The sequence below is a fragment of the Phocaeicola faecicola genome, assembly GCF_013618865.1.
GTDB classification, from domain to species: Bacteria; Bacteroidota; Bacteroidia; order Bacteroidales; family Bacteroidaceae; genus Phocaeicola; species Phocaeicola faecicola.
The window spans coordinates 1-18,086 of sequence record NZ_JABSOE010000063.1; the positions used below are offsets into that span (position 1 = coordinate 1).

Genomic DNA, 18,086 nt, shown 5'->3' on the forward strand with positions numbered 1-18,086 from the left:
CGTCACGCCGATGGTACTGCAGACTGTGGGAGAGTAGGTAGTCGCCGTTTTATTCAGAATCCCCGGAGTGGTCAACGCCCCGGGGATTTTTTTGTTTGTATACCTCTGATTGGTTGGTATGCTTCTGCAGCTATTTATATATCTCCGATTTATTTATAACCTCTGAATGGATCGTTGAAAGAAGCGATGATCGTTAAAGAACCGACTGGTTGCGAAAAGCAGACTTGCTGTGATATACTTGAACTGGAAAAGCGAGATAACCCGATTGCCCCGTCCCTTAGACGATGCAGTGGCTGTTGGGAAAACTATATGGATATATCGCCTTATGCAGGCAATGTGCCTTCATCTATGGCAGAAAAGACATTAGCGTAGATGCTCCAGCTTTTTCCTCAGGATTTTGAGTGCCTTGTACATGTGAGCTTCTACGGTGCGTAAAGAAATCCCCATGACGTCTGCGATATCCTTGTTTTTCATGTCATGCAGGTAACTCAGTTTGAAAATCTCCTTACACTTGTCGGGAAGTTCATTGATGGCTTCTTTTATCTCTGTCCTTAACTCCTTATTCTCTATTCTGCGGATAGTCTCAGACTGGTCGGGCTGATAATACTCCAGCCTCTTTTGATAGAATTCAACCTCCTCCGCAGTATAGTTATTGGCAATGGCCTGATGCTTCAGGTGATTGATGGCTTTGGTATAGACAGAACGATAGAGAAAAGATTGAATCTGACTGCCCAACTCAATCGAATCCTGACGCTTCCAGATTTCGACAAATACATCTTGAACTAGATCCTCTGCGTCTTCTTCTCCTACCAGACGTGTGGCATAAAACAGAAGACTTGAATAATACTGTCGAAATAGGTCCTTGTATGTATTTTCAAATTGGTCTATCATTCACATTCAAACTATTACTCAATAATACAAAAATAAGGATTTCTTTATTATGAACGCATACAAATTAATTTTTTTCATCCGATTGTGTAATTATCTTTTATTGGTATAAGTGTTTTGTGTGAGATGTTTGTTATATTAGTAGAAAATTTTATCAAGATAGCTTATGCGTTGGAAAGTAATCTCTTTGTTTGCCGTGGTGGTATTGTCCGCATCGTGCACATCAACTAAAAATACAACATCTCAGGAAGATGATTATACATGCTATGTGAATCCTTTTATCGGTACGGATTTTACAGGTAATACATATCCTGGAGCCCAGGTTCCTTTTGGTATGGTACAGTTGAGTCCGGATAACGGCTTGCCTGGATGGGACCGCATTGCCGGATATTTTTATCCCGACAGCACCATTGCCGGATTCAGTCATACGCATCTGTCCGGTACGGGAGCAGGAGACTTGTATGATATTTCTTTCATGCCTGTTACCTTGCCTTACAACGAAGCTGAAGCGCCGCTGGGAATACATTCCAAGTTCTCTCATCAGAACGAGCAGGCTACTGCCGGCTACTATCAGGTAATGTTGACTGATTACAATATCAATGTAGAGCTGACCGCCACCGAGCGTTGCGGCATCCAGCGATATACTTTTCCGAAAGCCAACGCGGCTATTTTCCTGAACTTGTCGAAAGCCATGAACTGGGACGCTACCCAGGATTCTCATATCGAGAAAGTGGACTCGGTGACTATCCGGGGCTACCGTTATTCTGACGGATGGGCGCGCAATCAGAAAATTTATTTCTGCACCCGTTTCTCTCGTCCGTTTGAGAATATGACGCTGGACACCGTAGCGATTGAGAAGGAAGGAAAGGTCATCGGAAAAGGGGTAGTTGCCCGCTTTGACTATACGACTCAGGACAACGAACAGATTTTACTTTCTACCGGAATTTCCGGCGTAAGCATGGAGGGAGCTGCACGTAACCTCAATGCGGAAGCCGGCAAAGATGATTTTGATTACTACCGTGCTCAGGCAGTCAACGTGTGGAACCGTGAACTCGGAAAGATAAAAGTTGAATCGGACAACGTGGATGACAAGACCGTATTCTACACGGCTTTGTATCACAGCATGCTGGCTCCGACAATTTACAGCGATGTGGACGGCGCTTATTACGGTCCGGATAAAAAGGTTCATCAGACAGACGGATGGGTGAACTACAGTACTTTCTCGCTCTGGGATACCTACCGTGCTTCACACCCCTTGTTCACTTATACGCAGCCGGAACGGGTGAATGACATGGTGAAGTCATTCATTGCCTTCTATGAGCAGAACGGACGTCTTCCGGTGTGGAACTTCTATGCCAGTGAAACGGATATGATGATCGGCTACCATGCAGTGCCGGTGATTGCAGACGCTTACCTGAAAGGCATTGGCGACTTTGATGCGGAAAAGGCTTTACAGGCTTGTGTGGCAACGGCCAATCTGGATCATTACCGGGGAATCGGAGTATACAAGGAAAAAGGATACATACCTTACGACCTGCACGATCAGTACAATACCGAAAACTGGTCGTTGTCGAAGACACTGGAATATGCGTTTGACGATTACTGCATCGCGGCGATGGCCGAGAAAATGGGAAAGAAAGACATTGCCGATACTTTCTACAAGCGTGCGGAAAATTACAAGAATGTGTTTAATCCGGTGACTTCTTTCATGCAGCCCCGTGATTCAAAAGGCAACTTCATGGAAGGCTTCAATGCAGAGGACTATATGCCGCACATCTGTGAAAGCAACGGATGGCAGTACTTCTGGTCGGTTCAGCACGATGTAGACGGACTGATCGCACTGACCGACGGTACAGACCGCTTTGTTCAGAAACTGGATTCCATGTTTACCTTCCATCCGACGGACAAGGACAAACTGCCTATTTTCAGTACAGGTATGATCGGACAGTATGCGCATGGCAATGAGCCTAGCCACCACGTCGCTTATCTGTATAATGCAGTGAAACAGCCCTGGAAGGGCCAGAAATACATCTCACAGATCATGCACGACTTATATACCAATACTCCTGATGGATTGTGCGGTAATGAAGACTGCGGTCAGATGTCTGCCTGGTACGTATTCAGTGCAATGGGATTTTATCCGGTAAATCCGGTATCCGGCGTATATGAAATCGGTACTCCTCTTTTCCCGAAAATGGAACTGGAGTTGGCTAACGGCAAGAAATTTACGGTTATAGCCAAAGGAGTCAGCCGTGAAAACTGCTATATTCAGTCGGTGAAACTCAATGGAGAACCTTACCGCGAAAGCAGTATTACCCATCAGCAGATTATGGACGGCGCTACGCTGGAAATGGAAATGGGAAACAAACCGGGTGTATGCTGGTATGAATAAAGTTTGATAGTGAGTGACAGGTATTTTATCGTGAAAGATTGGATATGGATAAAATAGACTATGAATTATTGATACGCTTTTACAAGAAGGACTGTTCGGAGGAAGAACGCCAGCTTGTAATGAAGTGGGTAAACCGTTCCCCGGAAAATGCGGAGCAGTTCTTCAAGTGGGAGGAACTTTATCATCTGGGACGGATGCCGGAACATGAAAATGACATTCTTCTCAGAAAGAGTGAGAAGAAGCTCATGGAACGGTTGCGGGCTGAAGAACGTATGGCCCGTTCGTATGTCTCGGTGCACCGCTGGGTCAGATACGTGGCGGTGGTCATTGTGGTGTGTGCGCTGTCGGGCGTACTGGGATGGTACTGGACAGCCGAACAGAACCAATGGCTGGTGGCTGCTACGGGAAGAGGGGAGACCCTGGAACTCGTGCTGCCTGACAGCAGTCGGGTATGGCTGAATGAAAACACCGAACTGAAATACCCTATGAAATTTGCCGACAACGAGCGTACGCTATTTCTCTCGGGAGAGGCTTATTTTGAGGTTACCAAGAATAAACATCAGCCCTTTACCGTACACGGACTGACGATGGACGTGCAGGTGCTGGGAACCAAGTTCAATTTTAGAAATGCAGTGGGGAATCATCTGGCAGAAGCTTCTCTGATCGAGGGAGAGGTGAAGGTGAAAGGACATAAGGGCGAAGGCCTGATTACCCTTTCTCCGGGACAGAAGGTGACATTGAATTCCCTGAATTGCCAGATGAAGGTGCTTGAAACTGACGTACAACTGGATGCCGTATGGCACGATAACCTGATTCCGTTCAAGAATGCGGATCTGTTTAAAATTGCCCAGGTACTGGAAACGCTTTACGGAATGGAGGTCATCCTTTCGCCGAATATCAATCATAAAGCGACTTATTCCGGGTTTATCCGCCGCAAGGATTCAGTGGAAGATGTACTGAACATCCTGAAGGGCACCATGCACTTACAATATAAAATCAATAATGGAACAATATTTATCACTTCTAATGGAAAGTAAGAAAATTCTGATGACGGTATGCGGAGCCGGCATGTTGACACTGGCTGCGTGTGCTCCATCTGCGGTAGAAACAGATTATACTGCCTATGTGAATCCTTTTGTGGGTACCGGAGGACACGGTCATACGTTCCCCGGGGCAGTGGTTCCCAATGGTATGATTCAGCCAAGTCCGGATACGCGTATTGATGGCTGGGATGCCTCTTCCGGATACTATTATGCCGACTCTACGATGAACGGTTTCTCACACACTCATGTCAGTGGAACGGGATGTGCGGATTATGGAGATATTCTGTTCATGCCGACGGTAGGAGAACAGCAGTATAATCCTCAGGACTACAGCAGTCAGACATTGCCTTATGCTTCTGCCTTCTCACACCAGAACGAAACGGCGGTGCCCGGCTATTATTCGGTGTTCCTTGACCGCTATCAGGTAAAGGCGGAACTGACGGCTACGAAACGGGCTGCTTTTCACCGTTATACCTTCCCTGCTACGGAGGAAGCCGGAATCATTATTGACATGGATTATTCTATCCAGCATCAGACCAATATGGACATGCAGGTGGAAGTGGTAAGTGATACGGAAATCAAGGGTAGCAAACTGACGGAGTACTGGGCTTTCGACCAGCAGGTCAGTTTCTATGCGAAATTCTCCAAGCCTTTTACTTATCAGATTGTGCGTGACACGCTCACGGACCACAACGGAAAAATGCAGCCACGCTGCAAGGTGCTGCTGAAGTTTGCGACGGCAAAGGATGAGCAGGTTCTGGCGAAAGTGGGTATTTCGGCCGTGGATACGGAAGGAGCCAAACGCAACCTGGAGGCTGAGATTCCCGACTGGGATTTTGAAGCGGTACGCAACGAGGCACATAAGGACTGGAACCGTTATTTGTCGAAGATTGATGTGGAGACTTCCAACGAAACGGACAAGACCATTTTCTATACGGCAATGTATCATACGGCCATCAGTCCGAATCTCTTTACCGATGTGGACGGACGTTACTGGGGTATGGACCGGAAGGTTCATCAGGGAAGTGTAGAGAAACCTATCTACACGGTATTCTCGTTGTGGGATACTTTCCGTGCCTTGCATCCGCTGCTCTCTATCATCGATCCGGATCTGAACAATGAGTTTATTTATTCGTTGCTGAAAAAACATCAGGAAGGCGGTATTTTCCCGATGTGGGACCTGGCATCGAATTATACGGGAACCATGATCGGTTATCATGCGGCTTCGCTGATTGCCGATGCTTATACAAAGGGATATGCGGATTTTGATTTGCAGGAAGCTTACCGGGCTTGTCTCAGAAGTGCGGAATACGATACGACCGGCATCAAGTGTCCGGACCTGGTACTTCCTCATCTGATGCCGATGGCCAAGTATTATAAGAATACATTGGGTTATATTCCTTGCGACCGGGAAAATGAATCGGTAGCCAAGGCGCTGGAGTATGCGTATGATGATTTCTGTATCTCTTTGCTGGCCGATGGCGTTGGGGATTATGACAACTTTGAACGGTATACCAAACTGGCCAAGGCGTATAAACTGTATTTTGATCCTTCTGTCCGCTTCATGCGTGGACTGGATTCGAAGGGTGAATGGCGGGAACCGTTCAATCCGAGAGCTTCCAACCACCGGAACGATGACTACTGTGAGGGAAATGCCTGGCAGTGGACGTGGTTCGTGCCGCATGACATCGAAGGTCTGGTAGCACTGATGGGGGGAGAAGAGGCGTTTGTCGGTAAACTGGATTCGCTGTTTACGGCAGATTCTTCGCTGGAAGGAACGGAAGTTTCGGCCGATATCAGTGGACTGATCGGACAGTATGCACACGGTAATGAACCGAGTCATCATATCATACATTTGTACAACTATGTCAATCGTCCGTGGAAGACTCAGGAATTGATTGACCGGGTGTTCAAGGAGCAGTACCGCAATGAGCCGGACGGTCTGTCGGGCAATGAGGACTGTGGACAGATGTCTGCCTGGTATATACTGAACTCTATGGGATTCTATCAGGTTTGTCCGGGAAAACCGGTTTATTCTATCGGACGTCCGTTGTTCGATAAGGTAACGGTGAACTTGCCGGGCAGGGGAGTGTTTACGGTGATTGCCAAGAACAATTCTCCGGAAAATAAATACATTGAGTCTGCTACGCTGAACGGAAAACCGCTGACGGTGCCTTTCCTGCAGCATAAGGACATCATGAACGGAAGTGTATTGGAATTAACTTTAACTAATCAGCCCACTCAATGGGGGGTAACAACTAACTAATAGACCATGAAAAAATTATTTGTTTTAATCTTATTGGCCGGTTTCTTTAGTTTTACTAAGGCAACTGATTATGCCGACTACGTGAATCCTCTGGTAGGAACGCAATCGACATTTGAACTGTCGACCGGAAATACTTATCCGGCAATTGCACGTCCTTGGGGTATGAACTTCTGGACTCCGCAGACAGGCAAGATGGGGGATGGTTGGCAATATACGTATACGGCAACCAAAATACGGGGTTTCAAGCAGACTCATCAGCCGAGTCCGTGGATCAACGACTACGGACAGTTTTCCATCATGCCGGTGACCGGCGCTCCTGTGTTCAACGAGGATAAGCGGGCCAGCTGGTTTGCTCATAAGGGAGAAGTGGCAAAGGCATATTACTACAAGGTATATCTGGCAGAGCATGATGTGGTGGCCGAAATGACTCCTACGGAGCGTGCGGCAATGTTCCGTTTTACTTTCCCTGAAAACGAACATTCGTATGTGGTAGTCGATGCGTTCGACAAAGGTTCATATATCAAGATTGATGCAGCCAACCGCCGTATCGTGGGTTATTCTACCCGTAACAGCGGAGGGGTTCCGGCTAATTTCAAGAATTATTTTGTCATTGAATTCGATAAGCCGTTTACTTATCAGGCTACGGTACGCGACAGTGTGCTGCAGGAGAATGTGGGTGAACAGCAGACCGATCATGCAGGTGCAATCATCGGATTCTCTACCCGGAAGGGCGAGCAGGTGCATGTACGTGTGGCATCTTCTTTCATCAGTCCGGAGCAGGCGATGCTGAACCTGAAAGAGTTGGGCGACGGTAACTTCGACGGATTGGTGGCACAGGGTAAAGAGGCATGGAACAAGGTTCTGGGCAGAATTGACGTAGAAGGCGGCAACCTCGACCAGTACCGTACATTCTATTCTTGTCTGTACCGTTCGCTGCTCTTCCCGCGTAAGTTCTATGAAATTGACGCACAGGGACAGGTGGTTCACTACAGTCCTTATAACGGAGAGGTGCTTCCGGGATACATGTATACCGATACCGGTTTCTGGGATACGTTCCGTTGTCTGTTCCCTTTGCTGAACCTGATTTACCCTTCTGTCAACAAAGAAATTCAGGAAGGTCTGATCAATACTTATAAGGAAAGCGGTTTCTTCCCGGAATGGGCCAGCCCTGGACACCGTGGTTGTATGATTGGCAACAACTCGGCTTCGGTATTGGTTGACGCTTATATGAAAGGGGTGAAGGTAGATGACCTGGAAACCCTGTATAAGGGACTGATTCACGGTACGGAAAACGTTCATCCGGAGGTTTCTTCTACCGGCCGTCTGGGTTATGAGTATTACAATAAGCTGGGTTATGTACCTTATGATGTAAAGATCAATGAAAATGCAGCCCGCACCCTGGAGTATGCATACAATGACTGGTGTATCTATAAGTTGGCGAAGGAACTGAAGCGTCCGAAGAAGGAAGTCCAGCTCTTTGCCAAACGTGCGATGAACTACAAGAATCTTTTTGACAAAGAAACGTTGCTGATGCGTGGCAAGAACAAGGATGGCAAGTTTATGGCTCCTTTCTCTCCGCTGAAGTGGGGAGATGCCTTTACAGAAGGTAACAGCTGGCATTATTCGTGGTCGGTGTTCCACGATCCTCAGGGACTGATCGACCTGATGGGAGGCGATGAGGTCTTTGTTTCCATGATGGATTCGGTATTCTCCGTACCTCCTGTATTTGACGACAGCTATTACGGATTCCCGATTCATGAAATCCGTGAGATGACGGTCATGAATATGGGTAACTATGCTCACGGTAACCAGCCGATCCAGCACATGATTTACCTGTATAACTATGCGAAGGCTCCTTGGAAGGCTCAGTACTGGTTGCGTCAGGTAATGGACCGTATGTATACACCGACCCCTGACGGTTATTGCGGTGACGAGGATAACGGTCAGACTTCTGCATGGTATGTGTTCACTGCTCTCGGATTCTATCCGGTATGTCCGGGTACCGACCAGTATGTACTGGGCGCTCCGCTGTTCAAGAAGGCAGTCATCCACATGGAAAACGGCAAGCAGGTGGAAATCAATGCACCGGCAAACAGTGCGGACAATATCTATATCCAGCACATGAAGGTGAACGGAGGTGATTATACCAAGAACTACCTGACTCACAAGGACCTGATGGAAGGAAGTGTCATTGATATTGAAATGGGAAATAAACCTAACAAATCAAGAGGTGTCGCAGCCGAAGATGCTCCTTATTCATTCAGCAAGGAATAATTGAATCTGATGCATACAGACAAGGCTTCTTCCCTGAATGGGGTAAAGAAGCCTTGTTTGCATCTGGGAGGATTGGAGAATGTTTAAAAATATGTTAATATTCATTTTCCGATTAAACCAATTAAAGATTATTCCATTTTAGATTGCTATCTTTGGTCAGTTTAATGAATGATACTATGGATTACAATGAAACTAAGAATATGAAAAAAAGAAGTCCGATTACTTGGGTACCGACCGCTTACTTTGCCATGGGTTTGCCGTTTGTCGTATTGAACATGGTAACTGTGTTGATGTTCAAGGGGTTGAATGTAGAGGATAAGCTGATTACCTTCTGGACTTCACTGATATTGCTTCCATGGACACTGAAGCCGTTATGGAGCCCGTTCCTGGAGTTGTTCAAGACCAAGAAGTTTTTTGTGATTCTCACCCAGCTGGTGACAGGTATCACCTTCGGACTGGTGGCATTTTCGTTGAATCTTCCGCATTTTTTCAGTATCTCTATCGCATTGCTGGCGGTGATTGCCTTCAGTGGAGCTACGCACGATATTGTGTGCGACGGAGTGTACATGAGTGAACTTTCGGCTTCCGAGCAGGCCAAATACATCGGCTGGCAGGGTGCCTTTTACAATATTGCCAAGATTGTGGCGACAGGCGGACTGGTTTACCTAGCCGGAACCCTGATTGAAAGATATTCGGGAGGAGCTACCGACAGTGAGACCTTGCTGTCTGCCAACCAGAAAGCCTGGATGATTATCATGGCCATCCTGTGTGTGGTAATGGTGCTGTTGGGTATTTATCACCTCTTTATGCTTCCTTCCGGTGAACAGAAAAAGAATAAGGCGGAACGCCGTTCGGCAAAGGAAGTCATGACGGAACTGGGCAACGTACTGCTCGATTTCTTCCGCAAGAGTCACATTGTATATTATCTGTTCTTCATTATCCTTTACCGCTTTGCCGAAGGCTTTGTCATGAAGGTGGTGCCTTTGTTCCTGAAAGCCGACAGAGCCATCGGAGGTCTCGGATTGAGTGAAAAGGAAATCGGTCTGTATTACGGTTCCTACGGAGCTGCAGCCTTTGTGCTGGGTTCGTTGCTGGCCGGTTATTATATCTCTTCAAGAGGATTGAGAAAAACATTGTTTACGCTTTGCTGCATCTTCAACCTGCCTTTTATGGTATATGCCCTCTTTGCAATCTTCCAGCCGGAAAACGGACTGCTGATCTGTGGCGGTATCGTGTTTGAATACTTCGGATACGGTTTCGGATTTGTGGGACTGACCCTGTTCATGATGCAGCAGGTAGCCCCTGGAAAGCACCAGATGGCACACTATGCCTTTGCTTCCGGAATCATGAACCTGGGAGTGATGATACCGGGAATGCTGAGCGGATGGGTCTGCGAGAAACTGGGCGAGTGGTTCGACAAGCCCGGAGGATATGAGCCTTTCTTCATCTTCGTGCTGATTGCTACCATTCCGGCTTTCCTGATTACTTATTTTGTTCCTTTCAAATACCATGCAGACGGTACGTTGATTGAAGGAGAACGTGAATGATACTGGTTATTAAACTATACATAATTAATCCATACAGTTATGACAGAAAAATTTCAAATGCCTTGGGAAGACCGTCCTGAAGGATGTACAGATGTGATGTGGCGTTATTCTAAGAACCCCGTCATCGGTCGTTATCATATTCCTTCTTCTAACAGTATCTTCAACAGTGCCGTAGTTCCATTCAAGGATGGTTTTGCCGGCGTATTCCGTTGTGATAACAAAGCTGTTCAGATGAATATCTTTGCTGGATTCAGCAAGGATGGTATCAACTGGGAAATCAATCATGAACCGATTCAGTTCAAGGCCGGAAACACTGAAATGATTGAATCGGAATATAAATATGACCCGCGTGTGGCATGGATTGAAGACCGTTACTGGATTACCTGGTGCAACGGTTACCACGGACCTACAATCGGTATTGCTTATACTTTCGACTTTAAGGAATTCTTCCAGTGCGAAAATGCATTCCTGCCGTTCAACCGTAACGGAGTGCTCTTCCCTCAGAAAATCAATGGCAAGTATGCCATGCTGAGCCGTCCGAGCGACAACGGTCATACTCCGTTTGGTGATATCTATATCAGCTATAGCCCGGATATGAAATACTGGGGCGAACACCGTTGTGTGATGAAAGTGACTCCGTTCCCGGAAAGTGCATGGCAGTGTACGAAGATCGGTGCCGGATCTGTTCCTTTCCTGACAGAAGCAGGATGGCTGATGTTCTATCACGGAGTAATCACTACTTGTAACGGATTCCGCTACTCTATGGGTGCTGTGATCCTGGATAAGGATAATCCGGAAAAGGTATTGTACCGTACCCGCGATTATCTGCTGGCTCCGGCTGCTCCTTACGAATTGCAGGGTGACGTGCCTAACGTAGTGTTCCCGTGTGCAGCTTTGCAGGATGGTGAAAGAGTAGCAGTATATTACGGTGCAGCCGATACTGTAGTAGGTATGGCTTTCGGATATATTTCTGAAATCATTGACTTTGTAAAGCGTACGTCAATCGTTTAATGCTTGATTATTTCTTGAGTTTTTGATATTACAAGCTATAGGGAGACTGTATCGAATGACGGAAAGGTTGTTTGAGCAGTCTCCTTTTCATTTTTAAAAAAGTAATATATGCAGATAAAACGTCTTTTTGTGTGGATGTTGGGAGTGCTTGCACTGAATGTGTCGCAGGCGCAGGATCCGGTGGATTTTGTGGATCCTTTTATCGGAACGACTAATTTCGGTACTTGTAATCCGGGAGCGGTGTGTCCGAACGGAATGATGTCGGTAGTACCTTTCAACGTGATGGGTTCGGCCGATAATACTTATGACAAGGATGCCCGGTGGTGGTCTACGCCTTATGAGTATACCAACAGCTTTTTCACGGGTTTCTCACACGTCAACCTCAGTGGTGTGGGATGTCCGGAACTGGGCTCTTTGCTGCTGATGCCGACTACGGGCGAGCTCGATGTGGATTACCGCAACTACGGCAGTAAGTATGAGAAGGAAAATGCGAATCCGGGGTATTACACCATTTCGCTGAAAAAATACAATGTCCTGGCGGAAGCTACGGCTACTCCGCGTACCGGACTTACCCGTTTTACTTTCCCGGCAGGAAAGAGTCATATCCTGTTGAACCTGGGAGAGGGACTGACCAATGAAACGGGGGCCTTCATGAGAAAGGTCAATGACTGTGAGATTGAGGGTATGAAGGTACTGGGTACGTTCTGCTACAATCCGCAGGCTGTGTTCCCCATCTATTTCGTAATGCGCATCAACAAGAAACCGGTGGAGGCTGGTTACTGGAAAAAACAGCGTCCGATGTATGGGGTAGAAGCCGAATGGGACAAGGACCAGGGTAAATATAAGTTGTATACCAAGTACAACAAGGAGATTGCCGGCGACGATATCGGAGCCTGGTTTACCTTCGATACTCAGGAGGGAGAACAGATTGAAGTGGCCATGGGAGTTTCTTTCGTGAGCATGGAGAATGCACGTGAGAACCTCGACAAGGAACAGCATGGAAGACATTTTGCCGAAATCCATCAGGAGGCAAGAAACCGCTGGAGCGATGACCTGGGCCGTATTCAGGTAGAAGGTGGCACGAAAGAACAGAAGACCGTGTTCTATACGGGACTGTATCATGCGCTGATTCATCCGAACATCCTGCAGGATGTAAACGGACAGTATCCGCAGATGGAGGGCGACCAGATTCTGACTACTCAGGGCGACCGCTATACGGTATTCTCGCTTTGGGATACTTACCGCAACCTGCACCAGCTGATGACACTGGTGTATCCGGAGCGTCAGATCAATATGGTCCGTACCATGATCGACATGTACCGCGAGCATGGATGGTTGCCGAAATGGGAACTCTATGGACGGGAAACACTGACCATGGAAGGTGACCCGAGTCTGCCGGTCATTGTGGATACGTGGATGAAGGGCTTGCGTGACTTTGATATCGAACTGGCCTATGAGGCGATGTATAAATCGGCAACGATGCCGGGCAAAGACAACCTGATGCGTCCGGACAACGATGATTACATGGCGAAAGGTTATGTGCCTTTGATGGAGCAGTTCGACAATTCCGTATCTCATGCTCTGGAATATTATATTGCGGATTACTCGCTCTATACACTGGCGAAGGCTTTGGGTAAGAAAGAAGATGCCAAGCTGTTCTACAACCGTTCCATGGGATACAAGAATTACTACTGCAAGGAGTTTGGTACCTTGCGTCCGATCTTGCCGAACGGCAAGTTCTACGAGCCTTTCGATCCGAAACAGGGCGAGAACTTTGAACCGAGTCCCGGTTTCCACGAAGGCAATGCATGGAACTATACTTACTATGTTCCTCATGATGTAATGGGACTGGCCAAACTGATGGGAGGAAAAAAGAACTTTGTCAACAAGCTGCAGATGATCTTCGACAAGGGGTATTACGATCCGGCCAACGAACCGGACATTGCCTATCCTTATCTGTTCAGCTATTTCAAGGGTGAGGAATGGCGTACCCAGAAACTGGTGAAGGAACTGCTGGCAAAATACTTCACTACCAAGCCGGACGGTATTCCGGGTAACGATGATGCCGGAACGATGTCGGCATGGGCTATTTTCAGCATGATGGGACTGTATCCCGACTGCCCGGGTGTGCCGGAATATACGCTGACTCTGCCTACCTTCGACAAGGTGACCATCAAGCTCGATCCGAAGTATCACGGTACCGACCAGCTGGTGATTGAGGTCGCGAATCCCGATGCTCCGTCGGATTACGTGAAGTCCATTGAGATGGGAGGCAAGAAATGCGGTTACCGTATCAACCACAATGATTTGCTGAAAGCAGGAACTTTGCGTTTTTATAAGAAATAAAGAAAGATTTCCCCTGTATTGAAACGGGGGAAATCTGCTTTTTCACTATATTTGCGCTACATGTGAATCGGGGAGAGGTCCCGTTATTTTGTTTGACAACAATCTAAAAAAATATAAGACTATGTATCCATTAAAATTTAACCCCATATTAAAATCTACCATTTGGGGAGGTAACAAGATCATTCCGTTCAAGAATTTGGATATCCAGCAGGAACAAGTAGGCGAAAGCTGGGAAATCTCGGATGTTCCGGGTGATGAATCAGTTGTAGCTTACGGTGCTGATGCAGGCAAGAACCTGACTCAGATGGTGGCTGAATACAAGGGCGCACTGGTGGGTGAAGCCAACTACAAGCGCTTTAACGGCAAGTTCCCGTTGCTGATCAAGTTCATCGATGCACAGGATGACCTTTCTATCCAGGTACATCCGGATGATGAACTGGCTATGAAACGCCATAACTCAATGGGTAAGACTGAAATGTGGTACGTGATTGACAATGCGGAAGGAAAAGCACACTTGCGTTCCGGACTGAGCAAGGAAATCACTCCCGACCAGTATACTGCCATGATTGCCGATAATACCATCTGTGATGCCCTGGCTGATTATGCTGTAAAACCGGGAGACGTGTTCTTCTTGCCGGCTGGACGTATCCACAGCATCGGTGCAGGATGTTTCATCGCTGAAATCCAGCAGACATCTAACATCACTTACCGTATCTATGACTTCAACCGTAAGGACAAGAACGGAAATACCCGTGAACTGCATACTGAACTTTCTAAGGAAGCCATCGACTATCACGTAGAAAGTGATTATCGTACAGCTTATACTCCGAAGCAGAACGAACCGGTGGACCTGGTCAGCTGTCCTTACTTCACGACTTCTGTATACGACCTGACTGAAAACATGTCTATGGATTACAGCGAACTCGATTCATTCGTAATCTATATCTGTATGGAAGGTGCTTGTACGGTAACCGACAACGAAGGCAACCGCGTAGAAATGAAGGCAGGTGAGTCAGTGCTCTTCCCTGCAACGACTCAGTCGCTTCAGGTGGTTCCCGAAGGTAAGGTGAAATTCCTCGAAACCTACGTTTAATAGCTTATCAGATACATAAAAGGTTTGCCTGTTCATGTGCGTTGGAGTGGCAGGCAGACCTTTTTTATTTAACGATTCATTTAACCTAATATATGAAAAAACTAGTCAGATTATTGCCGGCTGCGCTGCTGGCGGGAGTGTGCTACAGTTGCGCTACTGCAGACAAGGAATCGGTATCCATCGATTTTACACAATATGTGAATCCGTTCATCGGAGCGGCCGATAACGGACATACTTTCCCGGGAGCCTGCCGTCCGTTCGGTATGATCCAGACCAGTCCGGTTACTGGGGCTGTGGGCTGGAGATATTGCTCGGAATATGTATACGAAGATTCACTGATCTGGGGATTCACTCAGACACATCTGAACGGAACCGGATGTATGGACTTGGGAGATATCCTGGTGATGCCTGTGACAGGCAACCGTCACCGTGCCTGGGATGCTTACCGCAGCCGCTTCCAGAAAACTTCGGAGAGTGCTACTCCGGGATATTATACGGTAACGCTGGATGACGCCGGAGTGAAGGCGGAACTGACAGCTACCGTGCATACGGCATTGCACCGTTATACGTATCAGCAGGCTGATTCGGCTTCTGTGCTGATTGACTTGCAGCACGGTCCGGCGTGGAATGAAGACCAGTACCACTCTCAGGTGCAGTCGTGTGAGGTCAACTGGGAAAACGATTCTACCCTGACTGGCCATGTCAACAACAAGGTGTGGGTGGACCAGGATTATTTCTTTGTCATCCGTTTCAACCGTCCTGTAGCGGAAACGTTCGAATTGCCGATGCAGCAGACAGAAAAGGGCAAGCGCATTGTGAGCAGCTTCGACCTGAAGCAGGGAGATCAGCTGATGATGAAGATTGCGTTGTCGACTACAGGCGTAGAGGGTGCCAAGGCCAATATGGAGGCTGAAATGTCCGGATGGGACTTTGAGGCTACCCGTCAGGCTGCCAAGAGCGACTGGAACAGTTACCTGAGCCGCATCGAGGTGGAAGGTACCGACGACCAGAAGACGAACTTCTATACCAGCTTCTATCATGCACTGATCCAGCCGAATGAAATTTCGGACGTAGACGGAAGTTACCGGAACGCTGCTGACTCTGTAGTGAAGGCAACCGGCGGTAAATTCTATTCTACTTTCTCTTTCTGGGATACTTATCGTGCGGCTCATCCGTTCTATACCCTGATGGTGCCGGAACGTGTAGACGGCTTTGTCAACTCCATGGTCGATCAGGCCGAAGTACAGGGCTTCCTGCCGATCTGGGGCCTGTGGGGCAAGGAAAACTTCTGTATGATTGCAAACCACGGGGTATCTGTCATTGCTGAGGCTTATGCCAAGGGCTTCCGTGGCTTTGATGCCGAACGTGCTTTCAATGCAATTAAGCAGACTCAGACAGTTTCTCATCCGTTGAAGTCCAACTGGGAGAACTACATGAAATATGGTTATTTCCCGACCGACCTGACTGAATCGGAATCGGTTTCTTCTACACTGGAAAGTGTATACGATGACTATGCTGCTGCTGATATGGCTGCCCGCATGGGTAAGACCGAGGATGCGGCTTACTTTGCCAAACGTGCGGATTTCTATAAGAACCTCTTCGATCCTTCTACCGGTTTCATGCGTCCGAAAAAGGCCGACGGAACCTGGAAGTCTCCTTTCAATCCGAGTCAGGTAGGACATGCCGAGAGCGTAGGAGGTGACTATACGGAAGGAAATGCCTGGCAGTATACCTGGCATGTACAGCACGATGTGCCGGGACTGATTGCCCTGATGGGAGGAGAAGAACCGTTCCTGAAGAAACTGGATTCTTTGTTTACCGTGAAACTGGAAACGACTCAGGCCGACGTGACCGGACTGATCGGACAATACGCTCATGGTAATGAACCGAGTCACCATGTGACTTATCTGTATGCGCTGGCCGGTCGTCCGGAACGTACGCAGGAGCTGATCCGTGAGATCTTTGATACGCAGTACCTGCCGAAGCCGAACGGTCTGTGCGGAAACGACGACTGCGGACAGATGTCTGCCTGGTACATGTTCTCGGCAATGGGATTCTATCCGGTAAGTCCGGTAAGTGCGCAATACGTGTTCGGTGCTCCTCAGCTCCCGAAATTCGTACTTCACCTGCCCGATGGAAAGACCTTTACCATCATCGCAGAAGGCTTGTCCAAGGAACATAAGTACGTCGACAGCATTACGCTGAACGGTGAGCCTTATACTGAAAAGTTCATCCGTCACGAAGACATTGTAAAAGGTGGTACACTGGTATACCGTATGAAATAAGTTTGTCGTACGGCAACAATAAAAAACGGAGGGAAGTCCCGCGAGGAGGCTTCTCTCCGTTTTTATGTATATGGTGCCTGATGAGGCCGTCCGGCAAGACAATTGCTCCGGAATACGGCGACTTACAGGATGCCGAAATGCTTCAGGGTATTCAGGATACCGTCCTCATCCACCGAAGTCGTTACATAGTCGGCAGCAGCCTGTACCTCAGGAGCTGCATTTCCCATAGCCACTCCGATTCCGGCATGCTCCAGCATCGGTATGTCGTTTCCGCCGTCGCCGAAGGCCAGTGTGTTTTCAAGAGGAATGTGAAAATATTCCAGTACATGATCGATGCCCTGGCTCTTGCTGGTTCCGCGCGAAATGATGTCTGTAAACAGCGGGTTCCACCGCATCGGTTCACAGTGCAGCAGCACCTTGCCGAATATTTCCTCGTCCGCCTCTTTCCCGAAATATCCCATCATCTGAATGATTTCCTTGCCTCTTGCATGCTCCACCGGATAGACAGGGGGCAGTTCAATCTGAATCAGTTCCGTCACCTGGTTGACGGCCTCGTTGATATGAGTAATGAACCACTGGTCGTCATGTACGAAGACAAACGGATTTTCCGGATGCTCGTGGTAGTACTTGATCAGACGTTCGATGTCATCGGCCGGAATCTGTGTCTTGTGTATGAGCCGGTGGTCGGCCGTAAAGCAGTGCGCCCCGTTCAGAATGATGAATCCGTCGAATTCGAGGTCTCCTATGGCCTCTCTCATCAAGGTTTCGGGTCTTCCCGTCGCAATAAACAACTTAATACCTTTGCTGCGCAACTCCTTCAGCGCCTTTCGGGTAGACTGAGGAATTTCGTGTGTGCGAAACGACACTAACGTGCCGTCGATGTCAAAAAAAATAGCTTGAACCATAATTGAAAACCGGATAATAAAACGCTGCAAAGGTAT

General features: G+C 47.8%; 11 protein-coding genes. 9 read left to right on the top strand and 2 right to left on the bottom strand.

Annotation, left to right across the window (positions count from 1 at the left end; all coding sequences use genetic code 11):
• Positions 1–363: 363 nt before the first annotated feature.
• Complete coding sequence (locus H3001_RS15100) at positions 364–891, bottom strand: RNA polymerase sigma-70 factor (RefSeq protein WP_178244868.1); 528 nt, start codon at positions 889–891, stop codon at positions 364–366.
• A gap of 163 nt (positions 892–1,054) precedes the next feature.
• Here H3001_RS15100 and H3001_RS15105 point away from each other — a divergent pair, with 163 nt between their 5' ends.
• From H3001_RS15105 to H3001_RS15145, 9 genes are all read left to right on the top strand, one after another.
• A complete protein-coding gene (locus H3001_RS15105) occupies positions 1,055–3,280 on the top strand; it encodes a GH92 family glycosyl hydrolase (protein WP_181215368.1) in 2,226 nt (741 codons plus the stop codon).
• 44 nt (positions 3,281–3,324) lie between these two features.
• Positions 3,325–4,317 (top strand): FecR family protein, encoded by a 993-nt coding sequence (locus H3001_RS15110; protein ID WP_181215369.1) that lies wholly within the window; start codon positions 3,325–3,327, stop codon positions 4,315–4,317.
• On the top strand, positions 4,307–6,589 hold the full coding sequence (locus H3001_RS15115; protein WP_181215370.1) for a GH92 family glycosyl hydrolase: 2,283 nt from the start codon (positions 4,307–4,309) through the stop codon (positions 6,587–6,589). Before H3001_RS15110 ends, H3001_RS15115 begins: the two co-directional genes overlap by 11 nt.
• A 6-nt stretch (positions 6,590–6,595) precedes the next feature.
• Positions 6,596–8,863, top strand: coding sequence for a GH92 family glycosyl hydrolase (locus H3001_RS15120; RefSeq protein ID WP_178244876.1), 2,268 nt, complete (start codon positions 6,596–6,598; stop codon positions 8,861–8,863).
• A 200-nt stretch (positions 8,864–9,063) separates the two neighbouring features.
• Complete coding sequence (locus H3001_RS15125) at positions 9,064–10,410, top strand: MFS transporter (protein ID WP_246368644.1); 1,347 nt, start codon at positions 9,064–9,066, stop codon at positions 10,408–10,410.
• Positions 10,411–10,449: 39 nt separating this feature from the next.
• Complete coding sequence (locus H3001_RS15130; protein ID WP_178244880.1) at positions 10,450–11,421, top strand: glycoside hydrolase family 130 protein; 972 nt, start codon at positions 10,450–10,452, stop codon at positions 11,419–11,421.
• Positions 11,422–11,556: 135 nt separating this feature from the next.
• The gene (locus H3001_RS15135) at positions 11,557–13,767 is read left to right on the top strand and encodes a GH92 family glycosyl hydrolase (RefSeq protein WP_246368645.1); all 2,211 of its coding nucleotides are present in this window, start codon (positions 11,557–11,559) and stop codon (positions 13,765–13,767) included.
• Positions 13,768–13,888: 121 nt separating this feature from the next.
• Positions 13,889–14,860, top strand: a complete 972-nt coding sequence (locus H3001_RS15140; protein ID WP_178244884.1) for a type I phosphomannose isomerase catalytic subunit — start codon at positions 13,889–13,891, stop codon at positions 14,858–14,860.
• Positions 14,861–14,952: 92 nt separating this feature from the next.
• A complete protein-coding gene (locus tag H3001_RS15145) occupies positions 14,953–17,145 on the top strand; it encodes a GH92 family glycosyl hydrolase (RefSeq protein ID WP_178244886.1) in 2,193 nt (730 codons plus the stop codon).
• A gap of 122 nt (positions 17,146–17,267) precedes the next feature.
• On the opposite strand, the gene H3001_RS15150 is transcribed toward H3001_RS15145, so the two are convergent.
• A complete protein-coding gene (locus H3001_RS15150) occupies positions 17,268–18,050 on the bottom strand; it encodes a Cof-type HAD-IIB family hydrolase (protein ID WP_181215373.1) in 783 nt (260 codons plus the stop codon).
• Between the last annotated feature and the right edge of the window lie 36 nt (positions 18,051–18,086).

What these genes read in the sequence shown, in the direction of transcription:
- H3001_RS15100 (WP_178244868.1), bottom strand. Translation starts at nt 891, where the DNA reads ATGATAGACCAATTTGAAAATACATACAAGGACCTATTTCGACAGTAT.
- H3001_RS15105 (WP_181215368.1), top strand. Translation starts at nt 1,055, where the DNA reads ATGCGTTGGAAAGTAATCTCTTTGTTTGCCGTGGTGGTATTGTCCGCA.
- H3001_RS15110 (WP_181215369.1), top strand. Translation starts at nt 3,325, where the DNA reads ATGGATAAAATAGACTATGAATTATTGATACGCTTTTACAAGAAGGAC.
- H3001_RS15115 (WP_181215370.1), top strand. Translation starts at nt 4,307, where the DNA reads ATGGAAAGTAAGAAAATTCTGATGACGGTATGCGGAGCCGGCATGTTG.
- H3001_RS15120 (WP_178244876.1), top strand. Translation starts at nt 6,596, where the DNA reads ATGAAAAAATTATTTGTTTTAATCTTATTGGCCGGTTTCTTTAGTTTT.
- H3001_RS15125 (WP_246368644.1), top strand. Translation starts at nt 9,064, where the DNA reads ATGAAAAAAAGAAGTCCGATTACTTGGGTACCGACCGCTTACTTTGCC.
- H3001_RS15130 (WP_178244880.1), top strand. Translation starts at nt 10,450, where the DNA reads ATGACAGAAAAATTTCAAATGCCTTGGGAAGACCGTCCTGAAGGATGT.
- H3001_RS15135 (WP_246368645.1), top strand. Translation starts at nt 11,557, where the DNA reads ATGTTGGGAGTGCTTGCACTGAATGTGTCGCAGGCGCAGGATCCGGTG.
- H3001_RS15140 (WP_178244884.1), top strand. Translation starts at nt 13,889, where the DNA reads ATGTATCCATTAAAATTTAACCCCATATTAAAATCTACCATTTGGGGA.
- H3001_RS15145 (WP_178244886.1), top strand. Translation starts at nt 14,953, where the DNA reads ATGAAAAAACTAGTCAGATTATTGCCGGCTGCGCTGCTGGCGGGAGTG.
- H3001_RS15150 (WP_181215373.1), bottom strand. Translation starts at nt 18,050, where the DNA reads ATGGTTCAAGCTATTTTTTTTGACATCGACGGCACGTTAGTGTCGTTT.